This window comes from Neisseria animaloris (genome assembly GCF_900637855.1).
GTDB classification, from domain to species: Bacteria; Pseudomonadota; Gammaproteobacteria; order Burkholderiales; family Neisseriaceae; genus Neisseria; species Neisseria animaloris.
The window spans coordinates 2309837-2324300 of the sequence record NZ_LR134440.1 but is presented as its reverse complement, the minus strand read 5'-3'; the positions used below and the strand labels follow the sequence as shown (position 1 = coordinate 2324300).

Here is a 14464-nt window from a genome sequence, read left to right as displayed (position 1 = left end):
CATGGCAGCCAATATGATGACAACTCCCAAATGGTACGAGTATATCACTCATGTTATTAAAAGCTATGTAGAAACCTTTTCCGAAGAATGTAGAGACGGATTATCTTATATTGATGAAAGGAAAGGTGTGCCGTTTGCGGCAATGGGATATATAACGAGTGATGTTGATGCCGTTGCTGCGCACTCTTATTTATTTGAACGCGATTTAAAAAAATTCAAACAATATGCCTATGTACACGGCAAACTTATTGTGCTTAGAAGCATGGATAATCTTGAGCCTATTCCTTTTTTCTTTCCATGCGATATATTAAATATCAGCAGATTATCATTTCTCATGATCATGAGCGACAGCCCCCAATTGCGAGAATTTTTAGTGCGCAATATCGACAACATCGCCAACGATACCGAGGAATTTGTCGACCGCTACGATCTCAACCGCCATATGATGTACAACACCTTGTTGATGGTGGAAGGCCGGCAGTTGGACAGACTAAAGGAACGCAGTTTGCAGGTGCTGGCCTATCCCACGCCCGGCAAATGGCTGCAAAAGCGGCTCGACGACTACCGTTTCTTTCTCGCCTTCGCCAAGCAGGATGCCGAAGCCATGAAAAAAGCCTTGGAGCCATTGTTTATCAAAAAGAATGCGCGTGCCGCAGCCAAAGAAACCTTAACTTATTTCGACTTTTTTCTGCAGCCGCAAATCGTGATGTATGCCAAGATCGCCTCCATACACGGTTTTGATTTGGGCATCGACCACGAAATCGCCCCGCGGGATTTAATCGTGTACGATCCGCTGCCAAGTAACGAATATCAGGATATCTTCGATTTTATGAAGCAATACGATTTGTCGTATCCGTATGAATATTTGCAGGATTGGGTGGATTACTATACATTTAAAACCGATAGATTAGTGTTTGGAAAATGAAACAAGGCCGTCTGAAACTTACTTTCAGACGGCCTTAGCTCAAGTTCTTTGATAATCCCCTCCACTCTTCCGACCACCGGTAAAGTCATTAAGTTATTTTTAATTTTGCCATCCCTCATTTCCATTCACTCATCCGCACCTCAGAGCGTTCGCTGATTACAGCCATGTCCAAACCGTTACTAAAAACGTTAAAATCAACTGCAAACGTATATCAACAAACGTTATATCCGTCTGTGCCGATGATGCCGGTCTGCGGCTGCTTCGGTAAAAAAATCAAACCAATGTGAGTGAAATTTATGCGAGCCGTTATTCAGAAAGTAAACCGGGCCGAAGTGAATGTGATTAAAGCAGGCAATAGCGAAACCACCGGCCACATCCGCCGCGGTTTTGTTGTGTTGCTCGGCGTATGCCATGAAGACACCGCAGCTGATGCTCGCTATATCGCCGATAAAATCGCCCACCTGCGGATTTTTGAAGACGATGCGGGCAAGCTGAATTTATCGTTGAAAGACACCGGCGGTGCGGTGTTGCTGGTTTCACAGTTTACGCTGTATGCCGATGCCCGCAACGGCAGGCGGCCTTCTTTTTCCGATGCGGCCAAACCCGAACAGGCCAATATGCTTTACGAACAGGTTGCCGCCATGCTCCGGCAACATGAGATTCCAGTCGAAACCGGCCGCTTCCAAACCCACATGCAGGTTGATTTATGCAACGACGGGCCGGTAACGCTGTTGTTGGATTCGCAAAAGCTGTTTTAATATTAGGCCGTCTGAAAATCTTTTTCAGACGGCCTAAGCTATAATGCACGGCATTCCGACACACACGCCGAGAGATTTTTCCATGAATCCCCAAACCCTTCCCGACACCCGCCCTTACCCTACCGACCCCGTTAAAAACAGCCTGCTGCTCTACGCTTCGCAAATCGCGCAAAACACCTCGGCCGCACAACGTAAACTCGCTACCGAATCGTTGCAGGCCGAAATCCATACCATGTTGCAGCAAAACCATTACCTCGGCCTTTCCGTCGCCATGAGTATGGCTCCTGATGCCGCCTCCTACCGCGCACTTTTCGACGGTTTGGACACCACTTTGCAGGCCAAAACCGAGCACGAAGTGCAATGGTTTGCGATACCCGTGGTGCTGGTGGCGGGATGCAACCAATCGCAAACACTGCCGCTGAACACCCCGTCGGTAGAACTGTGCGCCCGTATGGCCGACTACCCGCATTTGCGCCCGCTGATTCAGGCCGTCTGGCTGCCGAAACTGATACGCGCCTCCGATTTGGCTGCCGTTAATGCCGGACAATGGTTTGCGGCCAAACAAAATATCGAAACCGCGCAAAACTTTGCCGCCCGACTGCCCCAAACCGACTTGAAGATTCCCGCCGGACAATCCGTAAATGTTATTTTTGCCCTCGGCTACGGCCATCAAAGCATTCAGGCCGTCTTAAACCAAAACTTGCGCGATGCCGCCTTGCCCCTGATGCAGGTATGGCAGGAAAATTTGACGCAACAAGGGCTTACCTTATTCACCAATCCGCTTCCCCCAAACACCCCGCTGCACGCACTTACCGAAGGCAGCCATATGCGCCTGCGTATGGCGATGGACGTATTTGCCGCCAACGCCATTCGCGCCATTCGCCTGCAAAGCCCGCGCGTGGGTGTGGTTATGGCTTCTCAGCAGGGCGGAAAACTGTTGTTCGGTTTTAATGCCACCGACAGCGCGTTCGAACTGATGCCGCAAGTGTTCGCTTGGCCGCTGTCGCCCGCCGAACGCATCGAAACCGTGCAGCAAAACTTTTTGGACCTGATGGTCGAATGCCAAGTCGAAAACATCCGCCTGCTACATGATGCCCTGCCCGAACAGGAAGAGTTGCCCAATTACGCCCAAGCCCTCAACCTACCCGGCCACAACCCGTTATTTGCGGAGCAATAATCCCATGAGTGCCTACCGTATCCTTTTCGTCTGCCTCGGCAACATCTGCCGTTCTCCGATGGCCGAATATGTTTTACGCCACCATGCGCGGCAAGCCGGTGTCGAGCAACGTATTGCCGTTTCCAGCTCGGGCACTTCGGGCTGGCACAATGGCGAAAACATGCACCAAGGCACGCGTAAAACGCTGGCGAAGCACGGCATCAACCATTCGGGCTTTACCAGCAGCCAAGTACAAATCGGTGATGACGGGTATTATGATTTTCTGATTGCGATGGATGACGACAACCTCGCCGAACTGGAACGCACGTTCGGCCGCCCACCCGAAAAAATCTTCAAACTTACCGATTTAATCCCATCCAGCGGCTACAACCACGTGCCCGACCCGTGGTACACCGGCGATTTCGACGAAACTTTCCGGCTCGTGTCGGAAGGCAGCCGCGCATTGTTGAAAAAATTGGGCTTGGCGGAATAGCTCGGACGCAAACAACCGAACAAACCCTGCAAACATATGAAAGAAGCCGTCTGAAACTTTTCAGACGGCCTCTTCATTCAAAACTTACCGAAAACCAGATTATTTTCTAGCCGGTGCTTTCGTAGCGGCAGGCTTGTTCAATTTTGCAGTAGCCGCTTTATCCAACACGCAGTATTTGGTAACGATTTGAGAAACTTGGGTCGGTTTGCCGTTTACTGTTTCAACACCTTCCTGAGTCAGCATATTGCCGTCCACTTTATCCACATTGGCGGCATCGGCTTTACCGGCAGACCAAGTGATACCGTTGGCGGTAAACACGTTACCGTCATTGTTGCCGATCACGCGGAACAGGCCGGGAGACAATTTGTTTTGGTATTTCACTTGGGCAACCACAACTTCGCCGCCTTTGAAACCGTACATCACGGTCAGCGGATTCTGCCCTTTGTTGCCGCATTTGTAAGCCACTTCTTTCTTAGCGTCGATAGAATCGACCCGAACCGTTTCAGGAGCTTGGCGCTGCGGTGCTGCTTGCGGTTGGACGGCAGGCGCGGGAACGGGAGCAGGTTGTTCTTTAGGTTTGTCTTTTTTACCGAAACTGAAACTGCCGCAGGCGGTCAGCGCGGTCATTAAAACAACAGCGGGAACGATAGTTTTAAAATCCACTTTCATAGTTACTCCGTTTTTATAGGTAATCATTAATGCACTAAAAGCACAGACCGTATATAGGCAACGGTAACAGAGAAAAAGTTCCTTGTCTCGGCCCAAGCCCGTATCCGCAGCACACAAGCACGGCCAACCAATTCAAATTATACTTAAATTATTCCAACATGATTTTGATTTCAATCATTTTTATGCCGTATGAAAAAGCAATTCAAATCAGGTAAAGTTTTTTATGCCGCATAAAACAAATGTTATCAGGCCGTTTTATCCGCTTTCGCAAACCGCATTTCCAAGCAGCCGCCAAAATCCGTATCTTTCCGGCTTTCGTCAATGCTTGAAGATTCATCGAACTTTTCGGACGGCCTTTGGCAATTTCTTTTATAATCCGTGCTTTCTTCCCTCATCCATATCATTATGCAGCACGTTTTCGTTCTTCAACATCCCGCCCTTACTGAATGCGACCTCGGCATTTTGAACACATTAAACCTGCCGTCTGAAAACATCCGCCACGGCACATTACGGCTGCCCGTTACCGACGGTTTCCGCCTGCCCGAAGCGGTATCGGCAGAATTAAACCGTCAACACATAGATCATGCCGTGCTGCCGGATTTGGCGTTTTCCGAACTGGGGTTGATTGTCAGCGATATGGATTCGACGTTGATTACCATCGAATGCGTCGATGAAATCGCCGCCGGTGTGGGTTTGAAAGCACAGGTGGCGGAGATTACCGAACAATCCATGCGCGGCGAGCTTGATTTCGAGCAGTCTCTCCGCCGCCGCGTCGCACTGTTAAAAGGCTTGGATGAACGGATTTTACAAGAAGTGTACGACAACGTTTTGCAGCTATCGCCCGGTGCGGAATACCTGCTGGACGAATGCAAAAAAAACGGGGTGAAATTTGCACTGGTTTCAGGCGGTTTCACTTTCTTCACCGAACGTCTGCAACAACGTTTGGGGCTGGATTACCAGCACGCGAATGTTTTGGAAATTTCAGACGGCCTGCTCACGGGACAATTGCTCGGGGGCGTGGTGGATGCGCAAGCCAAGGCGGATTTGTTGGTGCAGCTTCGGGAACGGCTGGGCTTGGAAAAACATCGGGTGCTGGCTATGGGTGACGGCGCAAACGATATCCCCATGCTGCTCGAAGCCGGTATCGGCATTGCTTACCGCGCCAAACCGAAAGCCCAAGCGCATGCGGATGCCTGCATCAACTTCGGCGGGCTCGAAGCCGTGCGCGGGTGGTTCAGATAACGTCGAGGCCGTCTGAAAAACCAGTCTACTTACTCTATAAAAAGCATTGCGGCACTTCGCCGCTCTGCTGCTTCCACCCCGCCGCATTGTGCCGTTCTTACCGGCCAACCGTTTTTCACAGGGCTACTCTTCCCGCGCCCGCTCAATCATTGCCTCACGTAAAGCATCCAAACCCAAACTTTCGGTAACGGAAATATTCACCGCCACCGCCCTGCCCTGCGTATCGCGCAGAATACCGGCGGGGCGTTTGTTGTCGGGCAGCAGGTCGATTTTGTTGTACACGATCAGTTGCGGCACTTCATGTGCGCCGATTTCTTCCAGCACGGTGTTCACATCGTCCATTTGCCGCTCGAAATCGGGATGGCTGGCATCAACCACATGCAGCAGCACGTCGGCCAACGCGGTTTCTTCCAAAGTGGCCGAAAATGCAGACACCAGCTTGTGCGGCAAATCGCGCACGAAGCCGACGGTATCGGTTAGGATAACCGTGGCCTCGGGCGACAGATACAGGCGGCGGGCGGTGGTGTCGAGCGTGGCGAACAGTTGGTCTTTCGCCAGTACATCGGCTTTGGTTAAACGGTTGAACAGGCTGGATTTTCCCGCATTGGTATAGCCGACCAGCGCAAAGGTTTTGATGCTGCCCTGCATCCGCGATTTGCGGCGGGTGGCACGCTGTTTCTGCACGTTCTGCAATTGTTTTTTCAAGGCGGTGATTTTTTGATTGATCAAACGGCGGTCGGTTTCGAGCTGGGTTTCGCCCGGGCCTTTCAAACCGATACCGCCTTTTTGACTTTGCATGTGTCCGTAACCTCGCACCAGCCGCCCGCTTAAGTGATTAAGCTGCGCCAACTCCACTTGCAGTTTACCTTCTTGCGATTGTGCGCGTTTGGCGAAAATCGCCAGAATCAGCCCCACGCGGTCAAGCACGCGGCATTGTAAAACGCGCTCCAAATTGCGCTCCTGCGTCGGTGTCAGTTCGTGGTTGAACACCACTAATTCGATGTCGTGCTGCCGCACCAATTCGGCCAACTCTTCGGCCTTGCCCGTGCCGACGAACAGCGCGGTATGGGCTTTGTCGCGCTTGGCGGTTTCGGTGCACACCAAATCGCCGCCCGCCGCGCGCACCAAGTCTGCCGCTTCGGCCAAGGCCGTCTGAAAAGCCTGTTCGCGCCATTCGTTGGCACCGGAATAGTCCGCACTCAGCATCACCCCCGCCAGCATCACGCGCTCGGGCTTTTCAAGGGATTTGTCGATTTGAAACAGGGTGGGTTTACTCACGGTTCACGCTCCGTTTAGGAAAGTTTTCAGACGGCCTCTGCGGGTTTGCCATGTTTCAGCTTTTTCACGCCAACTTGGGCACTTTGTTAAACAGCCGGTAGAAGTTTTCGGTGGTGATTTCAGCAATATGCTCCACCGAATCGCCGCGCAGTTTCGCTACGAATTCGGCAGTATAACGCACATAAGCCGGCTCGTTGGGCTTGCCGCGCTTGGGCACGGGGGCGAGAAACGGCGCGTCGGTTTCCACCAAAATCCGGTCTTGCGGCACATACTTGGCGGCTTCTTGGATATCCGCAGCGTTTTTAAAGGTAACGATTCCGGAAAACGAAATGTAAAAACCCAAATCCAGCGCGGCTTTAGCCACTTCTACATTTTCGGTAAAACAATGGATTACCCCGGCATGGGCTTGATGTTCGCGCAGCATACGCATGGTGTCCGCCGCCGCATCGCGGGTGTGGATAACCAACGGCAAACCGCTTTGGTTGGCCGCCTCGATATGGTCGGCAAAACGTTGGTACTGCCAGCCCAAGTCGCCTTGGCACCAATGGTAATCCAAACCTGTTTCGCCGATGCCCACCACTTTAGGGTGTTTGGCATGTTCCACCAACTCGGCAACGGTAAATTCGGGCGTATCTTTTTCATCGGGATGAATGCCTACCGTGGCGAAAATATGTTCGTGTGCCTCGGCAATCGCCAATACTTCGGAAAAAGTCTGCCTGCTCACGCTGATGGCCAACGCCTGCTTCACATCATTTTCCTTCATATTGTCAAATACTTCGGGCAGGCGGCTGCTGAGGCCGTCGAAATTCAGATGGCAATGAGAGTCGATTAAATGCATGATAAATTAAGGTTTTTAATCAAATAATATTTAAACAGGCCGTCTGAAAGCACACGTTCAGACGGCCTGTTCTGGTTCTATCGTGATGAAACCGGCAATGCCCAAGCTGTCGAAAAGTTCCCCTTTAAACACAAGCGTTTCAGACAACCCGGGCATTGTTCTTTACAGCGTAAATGTTACGCGGTCGCTTCGCAGGCTGCTGCCAAGCTCGCCTTCGATCAGTTTTTTGGTTTGCTCGCAAATTTCATCATCACTGAATGCCAAACCCACCCCTTTGGGGCGTTGCGTAGAAGTACGCGCAGGATTAATCCACGCCACTTGGGTGCGCAGAAATTTTTTGCCCGGGTGATCGGTCAACTCCAACGCCAGCAGCACTTCGTCGCCAAGCGAGAAAACGTCGTCGGTAGGCACAAACAACCCTCCATGCTCAAAAAACGGCATGTAGCTGTTGTAAAGTGCTACTTTTTCTTTTAGTTGCAAGGCCATCATTCTGCCCGGCAGGTCTTTTGCGATATCCATAAATTTCCCTGTTATTTATTTTGCCAAAAATTAAGATACTCGGTGAGTAAGGATTCGAGCTGCATTTTAACACTCAAGGTATGGTGCCCGTAAGGGCTTAAACGGTTCAGACGGCCTATAAGTGCGAACAAAGCGGCAGGAGAAGTTTTTGCGCCTGTTTTTTCCAGCGCAGCCGCGTATTGCGGGTAATACAGCGGCGGCATACGCTGTTGCGCCAAACCCACATCGAGCAGCCATTTGTGCAGCCAGTCGAGAAAAACCGCCAGCGGCTGTTTGTGTTTGTCGAATGCGGCGGCGTAATCGAGAATCGCCAGCAGGCGCGGGGCGGACAGCAGGTCGAGCAAATCTTTGCGAAGATCGTCCAGATCGGGCGTGTGTTCAAACAACGGCGCGCCGCCGTGAAAAGCCAGCAGCGCTTCGGCCTGCTCCGTGCCGCGTTGCTGCAAATACTGTAAAGCCTCTTGGTGCGACGGCGCGGGCAGCACCATTTGGCGGCAGCGGCTTTTGATGGTGGGCAGCAGTTTGTCGCGTGCGTGCGTTACCAGCAGAAACAATACGTTTTCAGGCGGCTCTTCGAGCACTTTGAGCAAACCGTTGGCTGCCTGAAGGTTCATGCTTTCGGCCGGATGCACCAACACAATCCGCTTGCCGCCGCGCACGGAGGTTAAATGAATGTTATCGACAATATCGCGCACGGCATCGATTTTAATCTGCAACAGTTTGCGTCCCACCGCCTCGCCCTCAGGGATTTCCGGTGTCAGCTCGTAAAAATCGGGGTGGCTGTTTTGCCCGAACAAATGGCACGATGGGCAAACGCCGCACGGCTCGCCTGCCGCATCAGGTTGTTCGCACAGCAAGGCTTGCGCGGTATGGCGGGCAAACGCGGTTTTGCCGGTGTTTTCCTTGCCGGTAAACAACCATGCGTTGGGCAGGCTTTGCCGGTGCGCGGCGATTTGCTGCCATTGGGTTTGATGCCACGGATAAATCATGTGAATGAAGCTGAAAAAGAAAACAGATATTATACCTAAGAACCTTATCTTTCAGACGGCCATATTTCAGACGGCCTGACACGTCGGCCTGCGTTCTGCTAAAATACACGCCAAATCAACTATATTTTCAGACGGCCTCCTTCAACAAAAAGAGTAAAAGGCCGTCTGAAACCTTTTTGGCAGACCACATCATGAACGAAAAACCCGAAGTTACCCCCATCGACCGCCCTGTGCTGAACCCTCCGGGCGGTGAGAAAAAAGTGCTGCTGCATTCCTGCTGCGCCCCTTGTTCCGGCGAAGTGATGGAAGCCATGCTGGCCAGCGGCATTGATTTCACTATCTTTTTCTATAACCCCAACATCCATCCGAAAAAAGAATACGAAATCCGCAAAAACGAAAACATCGCGTTTGCCGAGAAACACAATATTCCTTTTATCGACGCGGATTACGATGTAGACAACTGGTTCGAGCGCGCCAAAGGTATGGAGATGGATCCCGAACGCGGCCGCCGCTGCACCATGTGTTTCGACATGCGTTTCGAGCGCGCCGCTCTTTATGCCCACGAACATGGCTTTCCCGTGCTTACCAGCTCTCTCGGCATCTCGCGCTGGAAAAACATGAACCAAATCAATGACTGCGGCCACCGCGCCGTCGCACCTTACGATGATGTGGTGTATTGGGATTTCAACTGGCGCAAAGGCGGCGGCAGTGCACGTATGATTGAAATCAGCAAGCGTGAACATTTCTACCAACAAGAATACTGCGGCTGCGCGTATTCGCTGCGCGACACCAACCATTGGCGCAAATCACAAGGCCGTCCGCCGATTAAAATCGGTGTGAAATATTACGGCGACGAAGAAGATGCCAAGTAATCATATCCATATCAATACAAGTTAAGAGGCCGTCTGAAAAAACTTTCAGACGGCCTCTTTATCTCAAACGTACAAGCAGCACATCATCACCCTCAAACCAAACATACCCCAGTAACCGAACAGCCATAAAAAATCCCGCACGGTTCAACACCATACGGGATTTTCACTTCAAGCACTCAGGCTTTTAGACGGCCGCTTACATCATGCCGCCCATACCGCCCATACCACCCATATCAGGAGCGGCAGGTTTATCTTCTGCAATTTCTGCAATCATGCAATCGGTAGTCAGCATCAGGCCGGCAATAGAAGCAGCATGTTGTAGCGCAGAACGGGTTACTTTGGCAGGATCCAACACACCCATGGCAATCATATCGCCATATTCGCCGCTGCCTGCGTTGTAACCGAAGTTGCCTTGGCCTTCCAACACTTTATTCACCACAACGCTCGGCTCACCGCCTGCATTGGCAACAATTTGACGCAACGGAGCTTCAATCGCACGCAATACGATTTGTACGCCTGCATCTTGATCTGTGTTAGAAGTTTTCACACTTTCCAAAGCTGCACGGGCACGCAACAAAGCTACGCCGCCACCGGCAACCACACCTTCTTCAACCGCAGCACGGGTAGCATGCAGCGCATCTTCCACACGGTCTTTTTTCTCTTTCATTTCTACTTCGGTTGCAGCACCGACTTTAATTACGGCAACACCGCCGGCCAGTTTGGCCACGCGCTCTTGCAGTTTTTCACGGTCGTATTCGCTGTTTGAAGTTTCCACCTGTTGGCGGATTTCATTTACACGTGCTTCAATCAGAGCGGCATCACCGAAACCGTCGATAATAGTAGTGCTTTCTTTACCGATCTCAATGCGTTTGGCTTGACCCAAATCTTCCAAAGTAGCTTTTTCCAAAGACAAGCCCACTTCTTCCGAAACCACGTTACCGCCGGTTAAGATAGCAATGTCTTGCAACATGGCTTTACGGCGGTCGCCGAAGCCCGGAGCTTTAACCGCGACGGTTTTCAGGATACCGCGGATATTGTTTACCACCAAAGTGGCCAACGCTTCGCCTTCAACGTCTTCAGCGATAATCAACAACGGACGGCTGGCTTTAGCCACTTGCTCCAATACCGGCAACAAATCGCGGATGTTGCTGATTTTCTTGTCGAACAACAATACAAACGGGTTATCCAAACCGGCAATTTGTTTTTCAGCATCGTTGATGAAGTAGGGAGACAGATAACCACGGTCGAACTGCATACCTTCCACTACATCGAGTTCGTTTTCCAAAGATTTGCCGTCTTCCACGGTAATCACGCCTTCTTTGCCTACTTTTTCCATGGCTTCAGCAATGATAGCACCAACCTGCTCGTCAGAGTTGGCGGAAATCGAACCGACTTGGGCGATTTCTTTAGATGTGTCGCAAGGTTTGGAAATATTTTTCAATTCGGCAACCAAAGCAGCAACCGCTTTATCGATACCACGTTTCAGATCGGTCGGATTCATACCGGCGGTAACGTATTTCATCCCTTCGCTAACAATGGCTTGGGCCAAAACAGTGGCCGTAGTTGTACCGTCGCCGGCTACGTCGTTGGTTTTAGAGGCAACTTCTTTTACCATTTGCGCGCCCATGTTTTCGAATTTGTCTTTCAATTCGATTTCTTTGGCTACGGTTACGCCGTCTTTGGTGATATGCGGGCCGCCGAAAGAACGATCCAATACCACATTGCGACCTTTCGGGCCCAAAGTTACTTTAACGGCATCCGCCAATACGTTCACACCTTTAACCATTTTTTGGCGGACTTCATTACCAAACTGTACGTCTTTTGCTGCCATATCTTAAATTCTCCAAAAATGTTCAAAATATCTCTAAGAGGCCGTCTGAAAACCTTTTTATATTCTTTTCAGACGGCCTTCAATGCTTGATTATTCAACAATACCGAAGATGTCTTCTTCACGCATTACCAACAGCTCTTCGCCGTCGGCTTTCACAGCTTGGCCGCTGTATTTTCCGAAAATCACCTTGTCGCCAACTTTCACGTCCAGAGGACGGCGTTGGCCGTCTTTACCGACTTTACCTGCGCCGACGGCAATCACTTCGCCCATATCGGGTTTTTCAGCGGCTGCGCCCGGCAATACGATACCAGAGGCGGTTTTTTCTTCAGCTTCCAAGCGTTTTACGACTACGCGGTCATGCAGAGGACGAATGGTCATATATAACTCCGATAAAATAATAAAAACAAGCACCTGTAAACAGGCATATCAAATAAAATCACCGCCGCATCCGCGCGGTGCAAGTTAACGCAATCCAACATAAGGCTACAAACAGCAAATTCAAGCCCCTGTGTGTGATTTTTTTAAGAACTACCACTCTCAAAAATAAAACTTTTGGACTTTAAAGTAAATTGGAAAGAACGTTTATGGAAAAATCAATATCTTAATTTTGAAATGATCTAATAATTTACACAAACTGCTACATTTATGGAAATTTTAGATTCTCAGTAAATCTATCGACCTCCGTTTTATTGAGGTAACCGAGACAACGAAAAACAAAAAGCCCTTGCTAAAATCAGCAAAGGCTTTCAAAAAATCTGGCACGCCCACGGGGATTCGAACCCCGGTTGCCGCCGTGAAAGGGCAGTGTCCTAGGCCTCTAGACGATGGGCGCGTAACCGAGTCGGGCACTATACTGATATAGAACCGGCTTGTCAATAAAACGCAGGCATATTACCTTTCAGACGCTCTTTGGCTGCTGTATAATGCATCGGTTTAAAATGAAAGAAATGCCATGTGGTTCAAACAAATCAGCTTTTACCCTCTGAACAAAAACAAACTGCCCGAGCTGGAAACGCTGGCAGCCAAACTTACCGAAGCAGAATTCACCCCCTGTATGGGCTTGGACTGGTTTAGCGAAGGCTTTGCCGCACCGGTTTCTTTTTCACCCGAAACCGTATTCCCTGCCGACTACACATGGCGCATTGCATTGAAAAAAGAAGAGAAAGTGTTGCCTGCCGGCGTTATTCGCGACATTCTGGACGAACGTATTGTCGAAATACAAAATGCTGAAGCCCGCAATGTAGGCCGTAAAGAAAAACAAGAATTAAAAGAACAAATTACCGACGATTTGCTACCACGCGCCTTTACCCGCAGCAGCCGTACGCAAGCCATTTTCGATACCAAACACGGCTATTTGTTTATAAATAATGCCTCTTCAAACAAAGCCGAGAGCATGCTAACCAAACTTCGCGAGGCTTTAGGCGGCCTTGAAGCCCACCTTCCCAACACCAAACAATCTCCGGGCAGCCTGATGACCGAATGGTTATTACGCGGTACAGCGGAAGGCGGTTTCGAGCTGGATAGCGACTGCGAACTGAAAGGTACCGGCGATGTTGCTCCTGTTGTAAAAGTATCCAAACAAGATCTGACCGCCGATGAAGTGATCCAGCACGTCAAAAACGGCAAAACCGTTACCCAACTCGGCCTCGTATGGCGTGAGCAAATTGCTTTTATTCTTACCCAAGACTTTACCCTAAAACGCATCCAGTATCTCGATATTCTCCAAGAAGAAGCCGAAGGCCACGGTGATGATGCGGCCAGCCTTACTTTTGCTTCACAAATTCTGATGACGGAAACCTTAAGCACTATGCTGGAGGAACTGGTAGGCTATTTGGGCGGCTGGCAAGAATAAACCTTCCCTACCACCGGTTTGACAAAACCATACGATTTAAATACTTAAACACATCGAATACAGGCCGTCTGAAATGTAACGCAACGGCATATTGATGAAAACAAGGAAACATTATGAGCATTAAATCCGACAAATGGATACGCCGGATGAGCGAACAACACGGCATGATCGAACCGTTCGAACCGAACCAGATTAAGGAAATTGATGGGAAAAAAATCATTTCTTACGGCACATCAAGCTATGGCTACGATATCCGTTGTGCGAATGAATTCAAAATTTTTACCAACATCAATAGCACGATTGTCGACCCGAAAAATTTCGACACCCGCAACTTTGTAACCGTTGAAGACGATTACTGCATTATTCCGCCTAATTCGTTCGCTCTGGCCCGTACGGTGGAATATTTCCGTATTCCGCGCAACGTATTAACCGTATGTTTGGGTAAGTCCACTTATGCACGCTGCGGCATTATCGTGAATGTAACGCCGTTCGAACCGGAATGGGAAGGTTACGTTACACTTGAATTCTCCAACACTACCCCGCTACCTGCAAAAATATATGCCGGTGAAGGTGTGGCACAAGTATTGTTTTTTGAAAGCGATGAAATTTGCGAAACATCTTACAAAGACCGAAAAGGTAAATACATGGGGCAAACGGGCGTAACTCTTCCTAAAACATGATATAAAAAAGCCGCCTGAAAATTTTCAGACGGCTTTTTTTATTTATATGTTCTTGGCTAATTATGATTATGAAGATGAGTAAAACAACGATGTTTTGTTGTTTTCGTATTGTTTTTGCTTTTCAGCATCTTTAAATTTTACTTCAAACAAGTTTTCGCGGCTGAAAGTCTGTTTAATGCTCTGCTTGGTTTCAGGACTTTCTTGTAAATAATACGTTCCACCTAACAATACCGCCGCAAGTATAAAAACCCTCATACGCATAGCTGTATTCCTTAATTAATTTTTTTGAGATTGCAGAATAAAGTAAATGTTGTACGGGTATTTAAATATTTTTCCCAACGGTTTATTTTCATAGCCAAATG

General features: G+C 49.6%; 16 protein-coding genes and 1 tRNA gene. 8 read left to right on the top strand and 9 right to left on the bottom strand.

From position 1 onward, the window contains the following. The first annotated feature begins 1 nt into the window (after position 1). From EL216_RS10970 to EL216_RS10955, 4 genes are all read left to right on the top strand, one after another. Positions 2-925: an immunity 49 family protein gene (locus tag EL216_RS10970; protein ID WP_085390342.1), complete on the top strand. Its 924-nt coding sequence runs from the start codon at positions 2-4 to the stop codon at positions 923-925. A gap of 296 nt (positions 926-1221) precedes the next feature. Next, on the top strand, positions 1222-1683 hold the full coding sequence (dtd, locus tag EL216_RS10965; RefSeq protein WP_085390360.1) for a D-aminoacyl-tRNA deacylase: 462 nt from the start codon (positions 1222-1224) through the stop codon (positions 1681-1683). An 82-nt stretch (positions 1684-1765) separates the two neighbouring features. Then, positions 1766-2860: a conjugal transfer protein gene (locus EL216_RS10960; RefSeq protein WP_085390359.1), complete on the top strand. Its 1095-nt coding sequence runs from the start codon at positions 1766-1768 to the stop codon at positions 2858-2860. A gap of 4 nt (positions 2861-2864) precedes the next feature. Continuing rightward, on the top strand, positions 2865-3332 hold the full coding sequence (locus tag EL216_RS10955; RefSeq protein WP_085390341.1) for a low molecular weight protein-tyrosine-phosphatase: 468 nt from the start codon (positions 2865-2867) through the stop codon (positions 3330-3332). 99 nt (positions 3333-3431) lie between these two features. On the opposite strand, the gene EL216_RS10950 is transcribed toward EL216_RS10955, so the two are convergent. Continuing rightward, the gene (locus EL216_RS10950) at positions 3432-4001 is read right to left on the bottom strand and encodes a Sec-independent protein translocase family protein (RefSeq protein ID WP_085390340.1); all 570 of its coding nucleotides are present in this window, start codon (positions 3999-4001) and stop codon (positions 3432-3434) included. A 405-nt stretch (positions 4002-4406) separates the two neighbouring features. Here EL216_RS10950 and serB point away from each other — a divergent pair, with 405 nt between their 5' ends. Next, complete coding sequence (serB, locus tag EL216_RS10945) at positions 4407-5243, top strand: phosphoserine phosphatase SerB (RefSeq protein ID WP_085390358.1); 837 nt, start codon at positions 4407-4409, stop codon at positions 5241-5243. A 123-nt stretch (positions 5244-5366) separates the two neighbouring features. Here serB and hflX read toward each other — a convergent pair whose 3' ends face one another. The 4 genes from hflX to EL216_RS10925 form a co-directional block, all read right to left on the bottom strand. After that, positions 5367-6464, bottom strand: coding sequence for a GTPase HflX (gene hflX / locus EL216_RS10940; protein WP_408633987.1), 1098 nt, complete (start codon positions 6462-6464; stop codon positions 5367-5369). A gap of 121 nt (positions 6465-6585) precedes the next feature. Further along, complete coding sequence (locus EL216_RS10935; RefSeq protein ID WP_085390338.1) at positions 6586-7359, bottom strand: TatD family hydrolase; 774 nt, start codon at positions 7357-7359, stop codon at positions 6586-6588. A 162-nt stretch (positions 7360-7521) separates the two neighbouring features. Continuing rightward, positions 7522-7878, bottom strand: coding sequence for a PilZ domain-containing protein (locus tag EL216_RS10930; RefSeq protein ID WP_085390337.1), 357 nt, complete (start codon positions 7876-7878; stop codon positions 7522-7524). Positions 7879-7889: 11 nt separating this feature from the next. Further along, entirely contained in the window at positions 7890-8867 is a 978-nt protein-coding gene (locus tag EL216_RS10925; RefSeq protein ID WP_085390336.1) for a DNA polymerase III subunit delta', read from the bottom strand. Positions 8868-9058: 191 nt separating this feature from the next. On the opposite strand from EL216_RS10925, the gene EL216_RS10920 reads away from it, so the two are divergent. Next, positions 9059-9739, top strand: coding sequence for an epoxyqueuosine reductase QueH (locus tag EL216_RS10920; RefSeq protein WP_085390335.1), 681 nt, complete (start codon positions 9059-9061; stop codon positions 9737-9739). A gap of 196 nt (positions 9740-9935) precedes the next feature. Here EL216_RS10920 and groL read toward each other — a convergent pair whose 3' ends face one another. From groL to EL216_RS10905, 3 genes are all read right to left on the bottom strand, one after another. Next, positions 9936-11570 (bottom strand): chaperonin GroEL, encoded by a 1635-nt coding sequence (gene groL, locus EL216_RS10915; RefSeq protein WP_085390334.1) that lies wholly within the window; start codon positions 11568-11570, stop codon positions 9936-9938. Between the two features lie 90 nt (positions 11571-11660). Further along, a complete protein-coding gene (gene groES / locus EL216_RS10910; RefSeq protein WP_085390333.1) occupies positions 11661-11948 on the bottom strand; it encodes a co-chaperone GroES in 288 nt (95 codons plus the stop codon). A gap of 378 nt (positions 11949-12326) precedes the next feature. Then, positions 12327-12402, bottom strand: a tRNA-Glu gene (locus EL216_RS10905). Positions 12403-12522: 120 nt separating this feature from the next. Between EL216_RS10905 and EL216_RS10900 the strand changes: the two genes are divergently transcribed. Continuing rightward, positions 12523-13422, top strand: coding sequence for a recombination-associated protein RdgC (locus EL216_RS10900; RefSeq protein WP_085390332.1), 900 nt, complete (start codon positions 12523-12525; stop codon positions 13420-13422). Between the two features lie 113 nt (positions 13423-13535). Continuing rightward, positions 13536-14102, top strand: coding sequence for a dCTP deaminase (gene dcd / locus EL216_RS10895; RefSeq protein ID WP_085390331.1), 567 nt, complete (start codon positions 13536-13538; stop codon positions 14100-14102). A gap of 66 nt (positions 14103-14168) precedes the next feature. Here dcd and EL216_RS10890 read toward each other — a convergent pair whose 3' ends face one another. Next, positions 14169-14363 carry a hypothetical protein gene (locus tag EL216_RS10890; protein WP_085390330.1) on the bottom strand — a complete coding sequence of 65 codons (195 nt, stop codon included), beginning with the start codon at positions 14361-14363 and terminating at the stop codon, positions 14169-14171. Positions 14364-14464 lie beyond the last annotated feature (101 nt).

What these genes read in the sequence shown, in the direction of transcription:
- EL216_RS10970 (WP_085390342.1), top strand. Translation starts at nt 2, where the DNA reads ATGGCAGCCAATATGATGACAACTCCCAAATGGTACGAGTATATCACT.
- dtd (WP_085390360.1), top strand. Translation starts at nt 1,222, where the DNA reads ATGCGAGCCGTTATTCAGAAAGTAAACCGGGCCGAAGTGAATGTGATT.
- EL216_RS10960 (WP_085390359.1), top strand. Translation starts at nt 1,766, where the DNA reads ATGAATCCCCAAACCCTTCCCGACACCCGCCCTTACCCTACCGACCCC.
- EL216_RS10955 (WP_085390341.1), top strand. Translation starts at nt 2,865, where the DNA reads ATGAGTGCCTACCGTATCCTTTTCGTCTGCCTCGGCAACATCTGCCGT.
- EL216_RS10950 (WP_085390340.1), bottom strand. Translation starts at nt 4,001, where the DNA reads ATGAAAGTGGATTTTAAAACTATCGTTCCCGCTGTTGTTTTAATGACC.
- serB (WP_085390358.1), top strand. Translation starts at nt 4,407, where the DNA reads ATGCAGCACGTTTTCGTTCTTCAACATCCCGCCCTTACTGAATGCGAC.
- hflX (WP_408633987.1), bottom strand. Translation starts at nt 6,464, where the DNA reads ATGCTGGCGGGGGTGATGCTGAGTGCGGACTATTCCGGTGCCAACGAA.
- EL216_RS10935 (WP_085390338.1), bottom strand. Translation starts at nt 7,359, where the DNA reads ATGCATTTAATCGACTCTCATTGCCATCTGAATTTCGACGGCCTCAGC.
- EL216_RS10930 (WP_085390337.1), bottom strand. Translation starts at nt 7,878, where the DNA reads ATGGATATCGCAAAAGACCTGCCGGGCAGAATGATGGCCTTGCAACTA.
- EL216_RS10925 (WP_085390336.1), bottom strand. Translation starts at nt 8,867, where the DNA reads ATGATTTATCCGTGGCATCAAACCCAATGGCAGCAAATCGCCGCGCAC.
- EL216_RS10920 (WP_085390335.1), top strand. Translation starts at nt 9,059, where the DNA reads ATGAACGAAAAACCCGAAGTTACCCCCATCGACCGCCCTGTGCTGAAC.
- groL (WP_085390334.1), bottom strand. Translation starts at nt 11,570, where the DNA reads ATGGCAGCAAAAGACGTACAGTTTGGTAATGAAGTCCGCCAAAAAATG.
- groES (WP_085390333.1), bottom strand. Translation starts at nt 11,948, where the DNA reads ATGACCATTCGTCCTCTGCATGACCGCGTAGTCGTAAAACGCTTGGAA.
- EL216_RS10900 (WP_085390332.1), top strand. Translation starts at nt 12,523, where the DNA reads ATGTGGTTCAAACAAATCAGCTTTTACCCTCTGAACAAAAACAAACTG.
- dcd (WP_085390331.1), top strand. Translation starts at nt 13,536, where the DNA reads ATGAGCATTAAATCCGACAAATGGATACGCCGGATGAGCGAACAACAC.
- EL216_RS10890 (WP_085390330.1), bottom strand. Translation starts at nt 14,363, where the DNA reads ATGCGTATGAGGGTTTTTATACTTGCGGCGGTATTGTTAGGTGGAACG.